The organism is Gluconobacter albidus, from assembly GCF_002005485.1.
GTDB classification, from domain to species: domain Bacteria; phylum Pseudomonadota; class Alphaproteobacteria; order Acetobacterales; family Acetobacteraceae; genus Gluconobacter; species Gluconobacter albidus.
Window position 1 is genome coordinate 88,403 of the sequence record NZ_CP014689.1, and the last position, 16,902, is coordinate 105,304.

Annotated in this window: 14 protein-coding genes; 6 read left to right on the top strand and 8 right to left on the bottom strand. The window is 62.0% G+C overall.

The genetic code is table 11. The features are described 5' to 3' along the window. Positions 1-39 precede the first annotated feature (39 nt). The 6 genes from A0U94_RS00385 to A0U94_RS00410 form a co-directional block, all read right to left on the bottom strand. Positions 40-453: a RidA family protein gene (locus A0U94_RS00385; protein ID WP_062032396.1), complete on the bottom strand. Its 414-nt coding sequence runs from the start codon at positions 451-453 to the stop codon at positions 40-42. A gap of 147 nt (positions 454-600) precedes the next feature. Then, positions 601-1,992, bottom strand: a complete 1,392-nt coding sequence (locus A0U94_RS00390; protein ID WP_077802078.1) for a purine-cytosine permease family protein — start codon at positions 1,990-1,992, stop codon at positions 601-603. Positions 1,993-2,020: 28 nt separating this feature from the next. Beyond that, positions 2,021-3,382: a hypothetical protein gene (locus A0U94_RS00395; RefSeq protein ID WP_077802079.1), complete on the bottom strand. Its 1,362-nt coding sequence runs from the start codon at positions 3,380-3,382 to the stop codon at positions 2,021-2,023. Next, on the bottom strand, positions 3,379-4,707 hold the full coding sequence (gene hisD / locus A0U94_RS00400) for a histidinol dehydrogenase (RefSeq protein ID WP_077802080.1): 1,329 nt from the start codon (positions 4,705-4,707) through the stop codon (positions 3,379-3,381). Before hisD ends, A0U94_RS00395 begins: the two co-directional genes overlap by 4 nt. Before the next feature lie 35 nt (positions 4,708-4,742). After that, positions 4,743-5,510, bottom strand: coding sequence for an SDR family NAD(P)-dependent oxidoreductase (locus A0U94_RS00405; protein ID WP_077802081.1), 768 nt, complete (start codon positions 5,508-5,510; stop codon positions 4,743-4,745). After that, a complete protein-coding gene (locus A0U94_RS00410; RefSeq protein ID WP_077802082.1) occupies positions 5,504-6,529 on the bottom strand; it encodes a zinc-dependent alcohol dehydrogenase in 1,026 nt (341 codons plus the stop codon). The genes A0U94_RS00405 and A0U94_RS00410 overlap by 7 nt, the downstream gene beginning before the upstream one ends. Positions 6,530-6,794: 265 nt before the next feature. Between A0U94_RS00410 and A0U94_RS00415 the strand changes: the two genes are divergently transcribed. Genes A0U94_RS00415 through A0U94_RS00435 form a run of 5 tightly spaced genes read left to right on the top strand, consistent with a single transcriptional unit; the run spans position 6,795 to position 13,445 of the window. Then, positions 6,795-8,180, top strand: a complete 1,386-nt coding sequence (locus tag A0U94_RS00415; protein ID WP_077802083.1) for a purine-cytosine permease family protein — start codon at positions 6,795-6,797, stop codon at positions 8,178-8,180. Next, positions 8,177-9,784, top strand: coding sequence for an amidohydrolase (locus tag A0U94_RS00420; protein WP_077802084.1), 1,608 nt, complete (start codon positions 8,177-8,179; stop codon positions 9,782-9,784). Before A0U94_RS00415 ends, A0U94_RS00420 begins: the two co-directional genes overlap by 4 nt. Then, positions 9,771-10,919, top strand: coding sequence for an alpha-hydroxy acid oxidase (locus tag A0U94_RS00425; protein ID WP_077802085.1), 1,149 nt, complete (start codon positions 9,771-9,773; stop codon positions 10,917-10,919). The genes A0U94_RS00420 and A0U94_RS00425 overlap by 14 nt, the downstream gene beginning before the upstream one ends. Before the next feature lie 60 nt (positions 10,920-10,979). Next, complete coding sequence (locus A0U94_RS00430; RefSeq protein ID WP_077802086.1) at positions 10,980-12,464, top strand: aldehyde dehydrogenase; 1,485 nt, start codon at positions 10,980-10,982, stop codon at positions 12,462-12,464. A 39-nt stretch (positions 12,465-12,503) separates the two neighbouring features. Continuing rightward, entirely contained in the window at positions 12,504-13,445 is a 942-nt protein-coding gene (locus tag A0U94_RS00435; protein ID WP_077802087.1) for a 2-hydroxyacid dehydrogenase, read from the top strand. 12 nt (positions 13,446-13,457) lie between these two features. Here A0U94_RS00435 and A0U94_RS00440 read toward each other — a convergent pair whose 3' ends face one another. Next, positions 13,458-14,831: an aminotransferase class III-fold pyridoxal phosphate-dependent enzyme gene (locus tag A0U94_RS00440; RefSeq protein WP_077803750.1), complete on the bottom strand. Its 1,374-nt coding sequence runs from the start codon at positions 14,829-14,831 to the stop codon at positions 13,458-13,460. A gap of 105 nt (positions 14,832-14,936) precedes the next feature. On the opposite strand from A0U94_RS00440, the gene A0U94_RS00445 reads away from it, so the two are divergent. Next, complete coding sequence (locus A0U94_RS00445; RefSeq protein ID WP_062108238.1) at positions 14,937-15,731, top strand: LuxR C-terminal-related transcriptional regulator; 795 nt, start codon at positions 14,937-14,939, stop codon at positions 15,729-15,731. A gap of 8 nt (positions 15,732-15,739) precedes the next feature. Here A0U94_RS00445 and A0U94_RS00450 read toward each other — a convergent pair whose 3' ends face one another. Beyond that, entirely contained in the window at positions 15,740-16,747 is a 1,008-nt protein-coding gene (locus A0U94_RS00450) for a 2OG-Fe(II) oxygenase (protein ID WP_167369328.1), read from the bottom strand. Positions 16,748-16,902: the final 155 nt, after the last annotated feature.

Consider the following 16,902-nt stretch of genomic DNA (forward strand, 5'->3'; position numbering starts at 1 on the left):
GCGGGACGTGCGTTAGGGAGGAGGGCTTGAGGTGTGTGGTCAGCCGGGGATGACGGCGATGACGTCCACTTCGATCAGCCATTCCGGCCGGGCGAGGGCGACGACGACCAGTCCCGTGAAGACGGGAAAGACCCCTTTGAGGTGTTGCCCGAGGACGCGGTAGGTGGCTTCGCGGTAGCGGATGTCGGTGAGGTAGACCGTGACCTTGCAGATATGGGAGAGGTCGGAGCCGGATTCCTTGAGGAGAAGGGTGATGTTTTCCATGACCTTGTGGGCCTGTCCGACCGGGTCGCCGACGCAGACGTTTTCACGCGTGTCGAGATCCTGCGGCACCTGTCCGCGGACATAGACAGTGTTGCCTGCGACGACGGCCTGACAGAGATCGTTGTCGAGGGCCTGTTCGGGGTAGGTGTCCTTCGTATTGAAGGGGCGGATTCGGGTGTGGACGGGCATGGAACTGTTTCCTCAAACTCTTCGCATCTCATGCGGGGTTTGGTGCGATAGAGGAATGGTCGCAATTCGGTGCGATGAGTTAAAGAACGGATGTATGGGGAAGCGCTTCGGAAAAACCGAAGAAGGCGTCCGCAGGCCGATGGAGCGTCAGTTCCGGTTGCGGGACAGGGCCAGGTAAAGGCCGCCGGGGACGAGAATTCCGATGATCCATGAGACGTCGATACCGCCAAGGGCGCGGGCGAGCGGGCCGGTATAGAGGCCGTTTGACAGGAACGGAATCTGGACGATGACGCCGATGGCGTAGCACAGCAGAGCCGGGCGGTTGGCGCGGCCGTAGACGCCGCCGTCATGCCGGAACAGGGAAGGAATATCGTAGGCCCCGTGCCGGACTAAATAATAATCAACGAGATTGATGGCCGTCCACGGAGACAGGACGGCGAGGAGCAGCGCGATGACGTTGTCGAGGATTTCCAGCACGTTTCCGGTCAGATTGATCGTGATGACGGCGCAACACAGGCACAATGTGAGCGCGGCCAAGGCGCGGGAGCGGCTGGTCGGGGTCCAGTTGGGGCGGAATGTCTGGAGGAAGGTCAGGGACGAGAGGGCGGCGCAGTAGATCTGCATGGTGCAGCTCACCAGCGTCGAGACCATGATGACCGCGAACAGGGCCATGGGCAGCAGTGGGGACCAGGGCCTGACGGCGTCGTACATGGTTCCCGAAAAGCCGGTGCTGCCGAGATAGGAGCCGATGAAAGTGGGGAATGCGGTGCCGATGACGCTGCCGGTCAGGCAGACGAGAAACGCCGTGCGCTCTCCGGTCGCGGAGGGGAGATAGCGGGTGTAATCGGAAACATAGGGGGCGTAGGCGATCTGCCACAGGACGCCGAGCGACAGGGCCGTCAGGAAGTCGTGGGGTGTGGGGGACTGCCAGAACGGCTGGGCGAGATGGCCGCCGGATGCGGACATGTAGGCGAAGGCCAGCAGGACGAACGTAATGGCGGCGACGGGAATGAAGCCGGAGATGAAGCGTTCGATCACGTCATGACCGATCGCGCAGAGGGCGCCGATGACGAGGACGGAAATCCAGATGGGAAGCTGGCTGACGGAAGGGCCGAAGACCTGCACGATCTGTTCGCGGCTGATGGCGAAGAACGTCGCGGTGAAGCCGACATACATCAGGATGATGATGGCAATGATCAGCAGGCTGCCGGTGGAGCCGAACTGACCGCGGGTCTGCTGCATCTGCGGGATGCCGAGATGGGGACCCTGTGCGGCGTGGAGAGCCATGAAGACTCCGCCCAGCAGGTTGCCCGAGAGAATGGCGAGGAGGGACCAGCCGAGGGAGAGGTGGCAGATGGTCGGGTACAGCAGGCCGGTCATGACGGCCATGATGTTCTGGTTGGCGCCGATCCAGACCATCAGCAGCGACCAGGCGTTGCCGTGGCGGCGGTCTTCGGGGATGGGAAAGATCGTTTCGTTTTCAACGGCAAAGGCCGATGTTGCGGTTTCCTGAACGGTCTTGTTGTGGGACGGGTTCATGAAGGCAGGATCTTTCCCGTTTTCTGGTTCAGAGATCGTTCCACTCTGGCATTGTACTGGACGGGTCGATAGTCCCCAGAAAGCGTGAGATTACGTCCGCGCTTTCGGGTTCTGCCCCGCACATCAGGGCGATGGCCAGACCGGTCAGGGAGGAGGCGGGCGTGTGGCGGCTTTTGGGGTTTTCTTCCGACCGGGCGCAGAGATCCATGACGAGGGTGGGGCAGCAGAACAGGCCGGAGCGGATTGTTTCGCGCCAGTTGTCGGGAAGTGCATCCCGTTGCGCCAGACCTTCGAGCAGGGGGCGCCACAGGAGGCGGGCCTTGTCCTGAAGGAAGGCCTGTCGCAGGGGCGGGAGCGACCAGTTTGTCGTGACGAACGCCGTTCCGTTGCTGATCCGGATTTCGGGGCGGGTTTTCAGCTCTGCGGAATGATAGAGCCAGTCCGCATGGGCGAAAATGTTGTGAAACGTGGCCTTGATTTCGGCCAGCAGCGCCGGGATGTGGCGTCCGGCGAAAGCGGGGTCGAACAGGGTGAGGCTGGTGGTGTCTGGGTTGAACCAGACATTTGCGTTATGGGCGTCTCCGTGAGCCACCACGCCGCCGCTTTGGGCCAGTGCCTCGGGCGACAGGTTTTTCAGCGCGTTGTAAAAGCAGTCTTTCAGGGTGCGGTCGTAGCGGATGCCGTCGATCACCCAGTGCAGTTCGAGAAGCTCGTGGCCGGTCAGGGTTGCGTCCGGAAATGTGAAAGTCCGTTCGGGAGCGAAGAATTTCGTTGCGCGGCTGCCGAGCGTGCCGGGTGGTTGATCCGGGGTGGTGAGGCGATGGTGAAAGAGCTGGTGGATGGGTTCGTCCGCGCTCTGTTGGCCGGTGATCGGGTGCCATGAGCGCAGGTAGAGCGTGGCGCTCAGCGCGTCCAGGTCCTGCTGGGCGTGTCTGAGGGCCGGGGCATCCGCGCCGGGCAGGGGCGTGTCACCGTCAGCGGCGCGGGCGGCATCGGCGAGTTTCGGGATGGTTTTGAGCGGGTAGAGCAGGATCTGCCGCCCGACGCGCCGGCAGACATGGGCGGGCATATCGACCGGAAATCCGGCTTCGAGCAGGATTTCGCCCCTGTAGAATTCCTGAAGGACGGAGTCTTCGTTTTCTTCATGGTGGAATTTGAAGAAAAAGCGTTCTCCGGTGTCACGGGTCATGAACCCGTTGACGGAGTTCAGGCTGTAATCGTCTGCGCCGAGTGTGACGTCCGTGATGTGGAAGCCGAATTCTTCCGCGATCATGCGCGACAGGAGGTCTGCAGCCAGAGCGGGGTTTCCGCTCCGGGCCGCGGCGAGGATGCCTGCCGCGTTGACGGGGCCGGTGCTGGCGGGTGTGTTGCTGGCCGCTTCGGGGCTCATCGGGGTTGGATCTTCCGCATGGGGCGGGCCGAGGAGACGGCGCGGGCATGGCCTGAGAAGTTTTCGTACCGGGCGAAACGTTCCGCATGGCGCGCGGCTTCGGGGTACGCTTCGGGCGAGACGCGTGCGAAGGACATGCGCTTCATGAAGTCATGGACCGAGAGCGGGGAGTGGGTGCGGGCGGCGCGGTTCGTGGGGAGCACGGCGTTCGGGCCGAGGACGTAGTTGCACAGTGTGACGGGCGACGCCGTGCCGAGGAGGACTTCGCCTGCGTTGCGGATGCGGCCGAGATCCGCCATTGGATCGACCGTCAGGATTTCGAGATGTTCGGGTGCGTAGGCGTTTGTGAAATCGACGGCGGCGCTGAAGTCTTTGGTCAGGATCACGCCGCCATGGGCGCCGCCCAGAACAGTGCGGGAGAAATCGGCGCGTTTGGGGTCCATTTCGGCCCAGTGTGCGGGCAGGGCGGCGATGACACCTTCGGCTACGCGGCGGCTGCTGGTGACGAGCCAGGCGGAGGAATCCGGGCCGTGTTCGGACTCGATGATGAGGTCCAGCGCGGCCAGAACCGGATCGACGCTGTCATCGGTCAGGATGATGCTTTCGCTGGGGCCTGCGGGGATGCCGGGGTCGATCCGGTCGGACAGCAGGCGCTTGGCGGCGACGACATACGGGCTGCCGGGGCCGACGATCTTGGCACAGGCGGGCACGGTTTCTGTGCCGAAAGCCACGGCGGCGACGGCCTGTGCGCCGCCGCATTTATAGACTTCCTCGACCCCGATGAGGCGGGCCGCCACGAGGGTTCCGGCGTCGACAGTGCCGTCGGGGGAGGGCGGTGTGACGATGATCAGGCGCGGGACGCCGGCCACTTTTCCGGGGATGGTCGTCATGTTCACGACGCTGGGGAAGCTGCCCTTGCCGCGCGGGACGTAACAGGCCACGGAGTCTATGGGGATGTTGCGGTCTCCGGCCCAGATGCCGGGCTGGACCTCGATCATCCAGCTTTCTTCCGGCTTCTGGGCTTCGTGAAAGCGACGGATGTTCCGGATGCCGTATTTGATGGATTCGAGGACATCGGGCTCGATGCTGGCGAAGGCGGCGTCGAACTCTTCCGGCGTGGCCCGGATGCTCATTTCGGGGGCGGTCACGCCGTCGAAAGCCTGTGCGAAATGACGCAGGGCGGCGTCGCCTTCGGTGCGGACGCGCTCGATGATCGGTTTGACGCGCTCGAAGAAGACCGACAGGTCGCTCTCTGTGCGTTGCAGCAGGGCTTCGGGGATGGTCCCGGTCTGGGTCAGATCATGGAAGGTGATGTTTTCAGACATCGGGTCTCTCTTTTCGGGTCGGAGGGTTGGAAGGATCAGAGCGCGGCGAGTGTTCCGCCGTCCACGTACAGGACCTGTCCGGTGATGTAGGCGGAGGCTGTGGAGCAGAGGAATTGCAGGGGGCCTGCGAGGTCGTCAGGCAGGCCGAAGCGTGCGAGGGGAATGCCCGCCAGCATCTTTTCGCGCCATGCATCGTTGCGGAAGAACGTGTCTGTCATGTCCGTATGGAAGTAGCCGGGCGCCAGGGCGTTGACCCGGATGCCCCGAGGCGCCCATTCGACGGCGAGGCTGCGTGTCAGGCCGAGGATGCCGGATTTGGAGGCGCTGTAGGGGACGGCCTTTGCGACGCCCGCTGCCGAGGTGAGGGAAGCGAGGTTGATGATGGTGCCTCCGTCCGGCATCAGGCGGGCGGCCTGCTGGGCCACGAAGAACGGCCCTTTCAGGTTGGTGTCCAGAAGGCGGTCCCACAGGGCTTCGTCCACGTCGTCGCAGGCGCGGAGGGTTTCGTCGCCCGCATTGTTGACGAGGATGTCGAGCGTTCGGCTTTTGTGGGCGATCCGGGAGAAGGCCTCGCGGATCGTGTCGAGGTTGCTGACATCCATGACAAGCGGATGCACGGTCAGGCCGTCGGAGAGGGCCTCGGAGCGGGCTGCATCGAGGGTGTCGGCGTTGCGTCCGGAGATCCAGACGTTCGCGCCGCAGCGGGCGAGGTGGAGGGCCATGGCTTTCCCCAGGCCGCGCCCGCCGCCGGTGATGAGGGCTGTTTTGCCTGCCAGCGAGAAGAGGGGAGAGATGTTTACCATGTTCCGTCCGTACCGTTGGGGGCGATCAGGGTTTTCAGGCGCTTTTCCGCGCCTGAGAGCAGATGGGTATAGAGGGCCGGCAGATCGGTGAGGGCTGCGGCCGGAGTGATCAGACGGTCGAGAAACGGAACGAGGCCGGGGAGACGCTGGATGGCCTCGGGCATTTCGTCTGCGAAAGCGCTGACGCCCCGGATGTCGAGTTCCCGTTCCACGATCAGGTTGAGGTCGATCCGGGGTGTGTGATGGAAAATGCCGGCCAGCACGAGCCTGCCGCCCGGAGCGAGGCGCTGGCAGGCCATTTCCACAACGGGGGCGGCGCCGGTGGCGTCGAGAATAAACGCGGGGCCTTCTGGGCCGAACAGGGTGTTCCAGTCTTCTGCGTCCGGAGGGAGGGGAAGCATGCCGATGGTTTCCGTGAGGAGCGTCTGGCGCCCGATGTTGCGTTCAAGCAGATGGACGTCATGGCCCTGCTGCCGAAGCAGGAGGGCGGCCAGCCCGCCGATCGTACCGCCGCCGCAGATGACGACCGGAGAACCGGGTGTCGGGGCGAGGCGGTGGACGGCGTGGAGGGAGACGGAGAGCGGTTCGACAAGGGCCCCGTATCTCAGGGGGAGAGTGTCGGGGAAAGGCAGGACCTGAGTGGCTGGCAGAATGACGTCTTGTGCGAAGCCGCCGTCGCAGCTTTCTCCGACGAAGCTGAGGTTCCGGCACAGGTTTTTCCGGCCGGAGCGGCAGGACTGGCAGGTTCCGCAGCCGACTCTTGAATCCGCGATGACGGGTGTGCCGACTGTCAGTGAACCGCAATTGCCGCTGGTCTGGGTGATGGTTCCGGAAAATTCGTGGCCCGGTGTGACGGGACAGCGGGAAAGCCACTGCCCGGTTTGGAAATTGTGCAGGTCGGACCCGCAGATCCCCGCTGCTTCGACCCGGATGCGGACACAGCCGTCCGGCAGGTCCTGCGATATCGGGACAGGGAGAACCTTAATGTCTCCGATGCCGGAAAAACGGGCAGCAAGCACGAGATTTTTCCTTTCCCATCAGACTGAGGCCGGGCCTCGTTTCTCTTTCCGGTATAGATATGATGAAGCCGGAATGAAAAGACTGATCGAGAGGAACTGCGCGTAGCTTTTTCCGGGGTAGGGCTTCAGGAAATATACACCAGAAACACATTACCAATACGGAAAAATGTATGTTTTATAATGATCTGATATTGCAATGGAGCGTGGCAGTATCAGCATCTTTCCGCATGGCGGATTGACTGGCAGAAGGACGGAGAGTGGCACGATGGAGACCATTGGCACACTGGAAACAGAGACGATTTACCCCATTTCTCCGGATCGCCGTCATGGGAGTGCCAGGGACCTGTTTACGGTCTGGTTCGGGCCGAACCTCATGATGCTGACGGTCGTGACCGGGGCGCTGGCGACGACGGTTTTCGGACTGTCTCTGGTCCCGGCGCTGCTAGCGCTTCTGGCAGGCAACCTGGTGGGCGGCATTTTCATGGCGCTGCATGCGGCTCAGGGGCCACGGCTGGGTGTGCCGCAGATGATCCAGACGCGGGGGCAGTTCGGGCTGTTCGGGGCGGTTCCGGTTACGGCGGTGATCGTGCTGATGTATGTCGGGTTTGCGGCCTCGAACCTTGTTCTGGGGGCGGAGGGGCTTCAGTCCTGTTTTCCGGGTCTGGGGCGGTTTCCGGCCATTCTGATCATCCAGATCCTGTCCATTGTTCCTGCCATTCTCGGGTATCATGTGATCCATGTTGCGGCGCGTCTTCTGACGCTGCTGTGCGGGGCGGCCGTGCTGGTCTGTCTGTGGCAGGTCATGGGCGTGCACCCGGCGGTGCATGATGTTGTGGTGCCGTCATGGGGCGGTACGGGTATTCTGCGCACCCTGTCGCTGGCGGCTTTGTGGCAGATTGCCTATGCGCCTTATGTTTCGGATTCTTCGCGATATCTTCCGGCGGGGCCGAAAAGCGAAAAATATGCATTTCTGGCGTGTTTTTCGGGGTCCGTTTCGGGGTCGATGCTGGCCATGGGGCTGGGGGCTGCGATCGGGATCGTGGCGGGTGGGGCGCATGTCATTCAGGCGCTTACGGCGATCCTGGGCGTAACGGCGGTGCCGGTTCTGCTGGCGCTGTCCATCGGCATTGCGGTGGCGAATGCGATGAATGTCTATTGCGGGGCGCTCTCGACGCTGACCGTGGCGCAGACGTTCACGCCGGACCGTCATTACGGCAAAGGCGCTCGGCTTGTGGTGACGGTGGGGCTGCTATCGCTGGCTTTTGGCATGGCCACGCTCATGGCCGACCAGTTCATGACGGCTTACAGCGAGTTTCTGGAGCTTCTGATGTCGGTCATGATCCCGTGGACGGCGATTAACCTGACGGATTATTATATTCTCCATCATGGAGACTATGACGTCGCTTCTTTCTTCAAGAAAGACGGCGGAATTTACGGGTATTACAACACGCCAGCCCTGATCTGTTACGGGGTCGGGGTTGCGGTACAGATTCCGTTTCTGGCGACGAATCTTTATACGGGAAGCATGGCCAGAATGCTGGGGGGCGTGGATGTTTCCTGGGTGGTGAGCCTCATTCTGACGCCGGTAATCTATATTGTTGCGGAGCGGACGTTCCGGCGGAAAGTTCTGCCTGCGGGAGAGCGGGCATGACGCTTTTGTACAATGCGCGGATTGCGCTGCCGGGCCATGAGCGGTTTGAAGGCGCGGTTCTTCTGCGCGATGGGCGGATTGCGGCGATTGGTGAGCGTCAGGCGTTGCTCGACGGCTGCGGGGCGGATGTGGAGCAGGTCGATCTGGGGGGCGCGTGTGTTCTTCCGGGGTTTGTGGACAGCCATCTTCATCTGTTGATGGGGGCGGAATATCTGTCGAATATCGGCCTGCGGGACGCCAGAACGATGGCGGAAGTCGTGGGGCGGGTGGAGGCGTTCGCCGCCGCGCATCCGGAGCGGGAATGGCTTGTGGGCCTGGAATGGAGCTACGGCTATCCGGATCTGCCGCCGGAAGGTTTTGACCGTGCGATGCTCGATGCGGTGGTGCCGGACCGGCCGGTTTTTCTGAGGTCCGGCATGGCGCATGCGGCCTGGGCGAACAGCAGGGCGCTCGAACTTGCGGGCATTGATGCGTCAACGCCGGACCCGGAGGGCGGGGAAATCGTGCGCCGTCCGGATGGGTCTCCGACGGGGTGGCTCAAGGAAGAGGCGGGCAAGCTGGTCGGGGCGCATGTGGTGCCCATGGATGAGGCGCTGGTCCGGGACGGGCTTGAGCGCGTTCTGGCGGAAATGGCGCGTTGCGGGATCACGCGGGTTGAAAGCGCGGCCTATGATGAAGGGCTGTTTCCGGCGCTTGCGGACATGGAAGCCTCCGGCGCGCTGACCTGTCGGGTCGGGGTGATGGTCGAGATGCCGCCGCCGGAGCTTTCGGAAAAGCGGCTGGCCGAGATCGGGGAGCTGCGTCGGCGGTATCATTCGCCGATGCTGAGTCTGGACGGGGTAAAGTTCTTTCTGGATGGCGTTCTGGAATCGCACACGGCCAGCATGCCGCAGGGTTATGCGGACCGGCCGGACGAGACGGGAACGCTGGTCTGGAAGCCTGAGGCCTATCACTCCGCTGTGCGGCGTGTGTCCGAGGCGGGGTTTCAGATCTGGACGCATGCGATCGGCAGTGGGGCGATCCGGCTTGCGCTGGATGCCTATGCGCAGGTTCCCGAAGCGACGCGCTCTCTGCGGCATCGCGTCGAGCATGTGGAAATTCCGTTTGCCGGGGATATTCCCCGGTTCAAAGAGCTGGGTGCGGTTGCCTGTCTTCAGCCTGTGATGGTTGCGCCGTCCGATGAATGGATGGGGATGGACGGGGTGTGGGCGCAGCGGGTGCGCGAGAGCGAGCAGGAGCGGGCGTTTCCGAACCGGTCGCTTCTGGATGCGGGCAGTGTCGTGGCGTTCGGGACGGACTGGCCGATCGTGTCGCTGTCGCCGCTTCGGGGGATCGGCAAGGCCGTGACCCGCCGGAGCCTTGCGGGAGGCGCGGCGTTCGTTCCGCAGCAGGCCATCAGCGTTGACGAGGCGCTGTATGCCTATACGGCGGCGGGGGCTTTTGCCTGTCATCGTGAGGGGCAGGAAGGGAGCATCGAGGTCGGGAAGCTGGCGGATCTGGTGGTTCTGGATGCGGATCCGGCTGATGTGCCGCCCGAGCGGATTTCGGAAATTTCGGTTCTGATGACCGTTCTTGGGGGACGGGTCGTTTATGACGCGCGTTGATGACGGTGTCTTTTCCGGTGTTGCGGCGTCCGCGCGCCGGCGTCTTCCCCGGCTGTTTGCGGATTATGTCGATGGGGGCGCGCATGGGGAATGGACCATGGCGCGGAACCGCGAGGCTTTCCGCAAATGGGGGATCGTGCCGCGGGGGCTGAAGAACGTCGAGACCGTGGATGCGGGTGTGCGCTGTTTCGGGCAGGAGTGGGCAGCGCCGTTCATGCTCGCGCCGGTCGGTTTTGCGGGGATGCTGCATCCGGACCGCGAAGTGGGCGCCGCGCGTGCCGCGCTGCGCTGCGGGGTGGGGATGGCCGTTTCCACCTTTTCCATTGATCCGATGGAAGCGGTTGCGAAAGTGGGGGGCGCGCCGCTGGCGCAGATCTATGTTTTCCGGGACCGGGGTCTGACGCGGGACATGCTGGCCCGTGCGGCGCAATGCGGCATGGACGGCATTATCGTGACGATTGATACGGCTATTACGCCCGTGCGGGAGCGGGATGTGCGGAATGGATTCCGCCATCTTTCGCGGCCCACGCTGACGCAGATGGCGGGGATGATGGCCCATCCGCGCTGGTGTCTGGGCATGGCGGGGCGTGGGACGCCGGCGATCGGAAATCTGGCCGCCTATACCTCGGCGCACGGCATCATGGGGCAGGCCAAGGATATGGCCGCGCAGATTGATCCCACGCTCGACAGGGCCGGGCTTGAATGGCTCCGGAGCGAATGGAAGGGGCGGCTTGTTGTGAAGGGCGTCATGCACCCGGAAGACGCAGGGAACGCCATTGCGGCGGGTGCGGATGGGGTGATCGTCTCCAATCATGGTGGACGGCAGATGGACCCGTCTCCGGCGACGCTGGACGTTCTGCCGCAGATTGTGGACGCCGTTGAGGGCAGGGGCGATGTCGTTCTCGACAGTGGCATTCGCCGGGGCGGGGACGTTGTGACGGCGCTGGCGCTGGGGGCGACGGCCGTTTCCATCGGGCGTCCGTGGGCCTGGGCGCTGGCCGCGGGCGGTGAGGCCTCCGTGGAGAAAGCCATCCGCGCGCTGTCTCAGGAAGTGGTGGATATTCTGGGGCTGGCCGGTCTTGAAGACATCGCCGCCCTGCGCCGGCGCGGGCCGCAGGCTCTGTGGAAATTATAGTCCGACATGTCCGGGCCTGAGGGTCCGCAGGATGTCTGAAGACGGAAGAGAGCAGACCGGATGACAAAAAATACCGAGTTTTATACGAAGCGTGCTGCCGAACTGTCGTTGCGCAATGATTGCTGGATTGACGGGCGGTTTGTTCCGGCTCTTTCGGGGCAGCGGTTCGAGACCGTCAATCCGGCGACGGGCGCTGTTCTGGCGCAGGTGGCGCGGGGCGATGCCGGGGATATCGACCGGGCCGTTGTCAGCGGGCGGGCCGCCTTTGAAAGTGCTGTCTGGTCTGGCCTGACACCGGCGGAGCGCAAGGCCGTTCTGCTGCGCTGGGCGCAGCTTGTGCGGGACAATCTTGAAGAACTGGCCCTTCTGGACACGCTGGATGTGGGCAAGCCGATTTCCGATACGCTCACGATTGATGTGCCGGGTGCTGCGGCTATTCTGCAATGGCATGCCGAGGCCATCGACAAGCTGTATGACGAGATTGCGCCGACGGGCGGGCGGGATCTTGCGATGGTGCGCCGGGTGCCGCTCGGGGTTGTGGGTGTGGTGGTGCCGTGGAATTTTCCGCTGGATCTGGCGATCTGGAAAATTGCACCGGCTCTGGCCGTGGGCAACTCGGTTGTGCTCAAGCCTGCCGAGCAGTCTCCGTTGTCCGCGCTGCGCCTGGCGGAGCTTGGGTCTGAGGCTGGTCTGCCAGCGGGTGTGCTGAATGTCGTGACGGGGTTCGGGCATGAGGCCGGGCGCGCTCTGGGGCTGCATCCGGATGTGGACTGTCTGGCTTTTACCGGTTCGACGGAGATCGGAAAGCTCTTTCAGGGCTATGCCGGTGAGAGCAACATGAAGCAGGTCTGGCCGGAGACGGGCGGGAAGAGTCCGTGTCTGGTGTTTCCCGATGCCGATCTGGAGGCAGCGGCTGACAAGGCGGCCTGGGGGATTTTCTTCAATCAGGGGCAGGTCTGTTCGGCGAATTCGCGTCTGCTGGTGCATGAAACGATTGCGCAGGACATGATCGGGCGGCTGAAGGCCAGGGCCGAGGCTCTTGTGCCCGGTAATCCGCTGGACCCGTCCACGCGGCTGGGTCCGATGGCGACGGTGGAGCATGCGGACCGTGTTGCCGGGTTCATTGAAGCCGGACGTCAGAGCGGCACGCTTGTGACGGGGGGCGGGCAACTGACCCATGGGGCATCGCGGGCCTATATCCAGCCGACGGTTTTTGCGGATGTTGCGTCGGACGCGACGATTGTGCGCGAGGAGATTTTCGGGCCTGTTCTGGTTGTCCAGACGTTCCGGGACGAGGATGAGGCGGTGGCTCTGGCCAATGATACGCCTTACGGTCTGGCGGCGTCCGTCTGGACCCGGGACATCACGCGGGCTTTGAGCGTTTCGGACAGACTGAATGCGGGAACGGTGTCGGTCAATACCGTTGATGCGCTGTCTCCGATGACGCCGTTTGGGGGCATGAAGCAGTCCGGTTTCGGACGTGACCTCTCGCTTCACAGTTTCGATAAATATTCCGCTCTGAAGACGGTCTGGATCAAATACTGAACCATTTGGGCGCGTGTTGGGGCTTTGCGGAGAAATCTTATGGTAACGCTTGCAATCAGTGCAGAAGGGCCGGGCGTCTGGGAAAACTGGCGGAATGCTTTTTGTGAGGTGGCGCCCGGTATCCGGACGGTGTCGTGGTTCGATCCGGCGTTTGATCCGTCCAAAGCTGATTATGCGCTGGTCTGGGACCCGGCTCCTGGAGAAATGGCGAAAATGCAGCATATGCGCGCCATTTTCTGTAGTGGGGCGGGGGTGAACCATCTGGTGGGTCGGGAAGATTTTCCGAAGGATGTCATGCTGGTCCGCATGGGCGGAGACCAGACGGCGGTTCTGATGGCGGATTATGTGCTGTGGGCGATTGTTTCGCTGCTGCGTGATGCGCGGACCTGGGCGTTGCAGCAGGAGAAGAAAATCTGGCGTCGCAATCTTGAATACCGCACGAGTGCGGAGACCACGATCGGGATTCTGGGATATGGCAATCTGGGGTCGGCTGTGGCGCGACGCCTGTCAAAGGCCGGGTTCCAGGTTTCGGCCTGGTGTCGCCGGGTGCGGCCGATTGAGGATATTGCGCTGTATTTCGGAGAGGACGGCAAGGTCGATTTTCTGGGAAAGACAGATATTCTGGTCAATCTTTTGCCCAGTACGCCGCAGACGCACGGTCTGATTGATGCGGAGTTTCTGTCCCATCTGAAGCCGGGGGGCAGTCTGATCAATGTGGGGCGCGGCGAGCAGGTGGTGGCGGAAGACCTGATTTCCGCTCTGGACAGCGGGCGGATGCTGGGGGCTGTGCTGGATGTCTTTGCGCAGGAGCCACTGCCGCAGGATGCTGTTTTCTGGGAGCATCCGAAAGTTTTCGTGACCCCCCATGTCGCGGCGGAGGCGTCCTGTAAAATGCAGGCGGCTTATGTTGCCGGGGCTATCGGGGAGATCGAGGCGGGGAAGACCCCCGCCCTGACTTATCACCCTGACTGGGGATATTGAGACCGCTTCCCTTCAGGATTTTGAAAGGTCGTGCATGACCTCCGTGATGCTTTCGCGGAGGATGTCTCCAATTCTGGCAATCTGCTCTTCCGACAGGATCAGCGGGGGGGACAGGATCAGGATATGTCCCAACGGCCGGGCGACCAGGCCTTTTTCCTGAGCCTTGCGCGCGACCAGCATGCCAATGTTGAGTTTGGCATCGAAGAGGGCTTTGCTGGTCCTGTCCCTGACGAATTCTATGCCCATCATGAAGTGGCTGCCGCGGACTTCGCCGACGATGTCGAGATCTTCCAGCGCGCGCAATGTGTTTTCAAACAGCTTGCCGGTGACGCGTACCCGTTCCGGGATCTGTTCGGCTTCCATCAGGGCGATATTCGCCAGACCAGCGGCAGCGGCGGCCGGATGGCCGGCATAGGTCATGCCGTGGGTGAAGACGCCGTCCGGGCCGGACACCACGTCGTAGATTTCGTCGGTCATGATCGTGGCGGCGAGGGGCTGATAGCCGGAGGTGACGCCTTTTGCGATGGTGATCATGTCCGGCTGGGTATCGAAAACCGCTTCGGAAGCGAAGAAATGTCCGAGACGTCCGAACGCCGTGACGACTTCATCGGCTACAAACTTGATATCGTATTCCCGACAGACGTCCTGAACGCGTCGGTGGTATCCTTTGGGCGGAACGATAACGCCGCCAGCGCCCATGATGGGTTCACCAATGAAACAGGCGATGTTTTCGGGGCCGAGGCGTTCGATTTCATGGCGCAGGTCGGCGATGAGCAGATCCGTGAAGTCCGCCTCCGTCATCCCGTCGCCTTCGCGCCAGTAATGTGGTTTTTTCAGGTGATGGACGATCCCTTCGGCTTTTGACCAGCCTTTGGAATAAGCGGGGGTGGTCATTGCGATGGAGAGATAGGTCGAGCCGTGATAGGCGCCGTGGCGGCTCAGGACGAGTTTCTTTTCGGGCTTGCCCAGACGCTCGTAATAATGATGCAGGATGCGCACGGCGCCGTCATTGGCGTCCGATCCCGAAGTGGAAAAATGGACCCGGTTCAGGTTACCAGGTGCCAGTTCCGCCAGTTTTCTGGCCAGGGCGGCGGCTGTGGGGTGGGTGAAAGTGTAGAAGGTGGAATAGAAATCCAGCGTTGAGAGTTGGCTGGAGATGGCATCAATGATTTCGGGGCGTCCGTGACCCATGTTGACGCACCATAAACCCCCAATTCCGTCAATCAGGTCCTGACCGTTGCTGTCGCGGACCATGGCGCCTTTTGCCGCAACGATTGCGGTGCGGGCATGGGGTTTTTTCAGGCCGTCGAGGTCGGCCCAGGATTGGACGAGATGGGTATCTGCCGCGAGAATGTCTTCAGTGGTGTGGGGTAGTGCAGGCGGCATGTTCAGGTCCTCCATCCATAGGGGCTGTGCGGGGTGCAGCTTCTGATGTGTGATGGTAGGGTCTGTGTGGATGGGACGTATATTGCCCTGAAGGGGTATAGAAGGGTGTTTTGTCAGCAGGAACAGCAGCTTGGTGCGGTAATTTCGGCGCTGATGACGCCTGCGTTCGAGCAGCGGCTTGTGGCATGGTTTGAGAGCTGTGTTCCGATTGATAACCTGACGATCCTTGCCTATGGGGGGGAAGGGCGGCCGAGATGTCTGTTGACCCATTCAAAGGAAAAAAGCGTCCACGCCCGTTTTGACAGTGCGTATTGCACGGGGATCTATCTGCTTGATCCGTTTTTTGTCGTGGACAGGGCGGGGGCGCCTTCGGGGCTGTATCGTCTTGAGGATATTGTTCCCGATCATTTTGCCGCGTCGGATTATTACCTGAAATATTACCGTGATACGCATATTCTGGATGAGATGACGTATCTGGTCCGGATATCGGCGGATGTTTCCATTCATATCTGTCTGGGGCGGGATACGAGTTCGGGAGAGACATTCGTTGCGGCGGAGTGGGAGAAGGCTCTGGCCATTCAGCCTGTTGTAGCGGCGCTTGCGGGGCGGCACTGGTCGGGGCTTGAAGCTGCGCAGACCGCAAATGCGCAGGATGCCATGGCGGAGTTCCGCGAGCAGTTTGAAAAGACGTATGGCATCGTGCTGACGGCGCGGCAGTCACAGACGGCTTTGCTGATTTTGCGGGGCCATTCCTCGCGTTCGATTGCAAGGCTGATGGGTGTGAGCGTGCAGACGGTGAAGGTGTTTCGCAAGCAGATCCATACGCGCTGTGCCATTTCCTCGCAGGCGGAGCTTTTTGCGATGATGATGCCCATTCTGGTCAGGCTGGGTGAGCAGTAACGCTCCGGTTAGTAGACGAAGGGCAGGCAGGCGTATCGCCGGCCGGATGTGACGGGCTGGACGGCATGCAGGAGCGCGCAGGAAAATACGACGGCTCCGCCAGCATTGGGGCGGAATGTCTGTGGCCCGGATTCGGGAAAAATCAGTTCTCCGCCCATGTAGTCGTCATTGAGGGCGAGAGAGACGGCGAACTGGCGGTGGGCGGAACTGGGGACGGTATTGTCGCGATGGGCGTCGAAAAAGCCTTTATCGGTGGCGTCGTAGGAGCTGACGAGCATTCTGTCCATTTGTGTCGCCGTGAAGCGGAAAGCCCGGAAAATCTCGGGGACGACGCGGCGGATGATGCGGTTTTGCAGCGCTGTGACGATGCCCCGGTCGCGCAGGGGCGTGTCCCGCCGACGTTTGAAATCCGGGGCGACGGTGCGGACCGGATGTCCTGCGGCATTGGAGGTCAGGATGGGAGAGGGCTGGGGATTGTGGGTGTCGTGATACCGGATCAGGTCCTGACAGAAGGCCGGTTCCAGAACGTGATCCAGCATGAGGACCGGCGCAGGCATGCTGCGCTGGGGGGCGGTGGCTTTCTGGAGTAACGTCGCGAAAAGCGTTTCTTCCAGACCGGGGCGGTGGAGTTGCGTGTGGACGACATGCATCATCGGGTCGAGTTCTATCCAGCCCGGTGGCGCGTTTTCAGCAATTCCGAACGTCCGATGGCAGATGCGGTCGGTATCGTAAAGGAAACAGACCGATCTGAGATCGGACCGGTTTTTGAGGACGTCCGTGTCGGCCCTGTCGAGGGTGACGCCCAGAAACAGGCAGTCTCTGCGATTCAGGACATCCGGATGGTGGGAAAGGCGCTGAAGGACGCTTTTGACCGCGGGATTGGTCGAAGAATCAAAGAAAAAGAGCAGGATTCTGCGTCCGCCCACCATGTCAAAGGACAGGGCCCCGGAACTGGTGCTGGCTTTTTGTACGAAGGGCGGGATGGGGTCGCCGGTTTCAGCCGTGGTCCAGGACATGCGCGCTCTCGGGAAGGGGCAGATGTGGCGAGCATGCCCAAGAGGGACGCTCATCGCAAGGAGGATTTGCCTATACAATTTTACAGGGGAGAAAGGGTAGGTCTCTGCGAATCTTGTGAAGGGGATTTTTCTCTGAAATTCTGTGTATAAAAAAA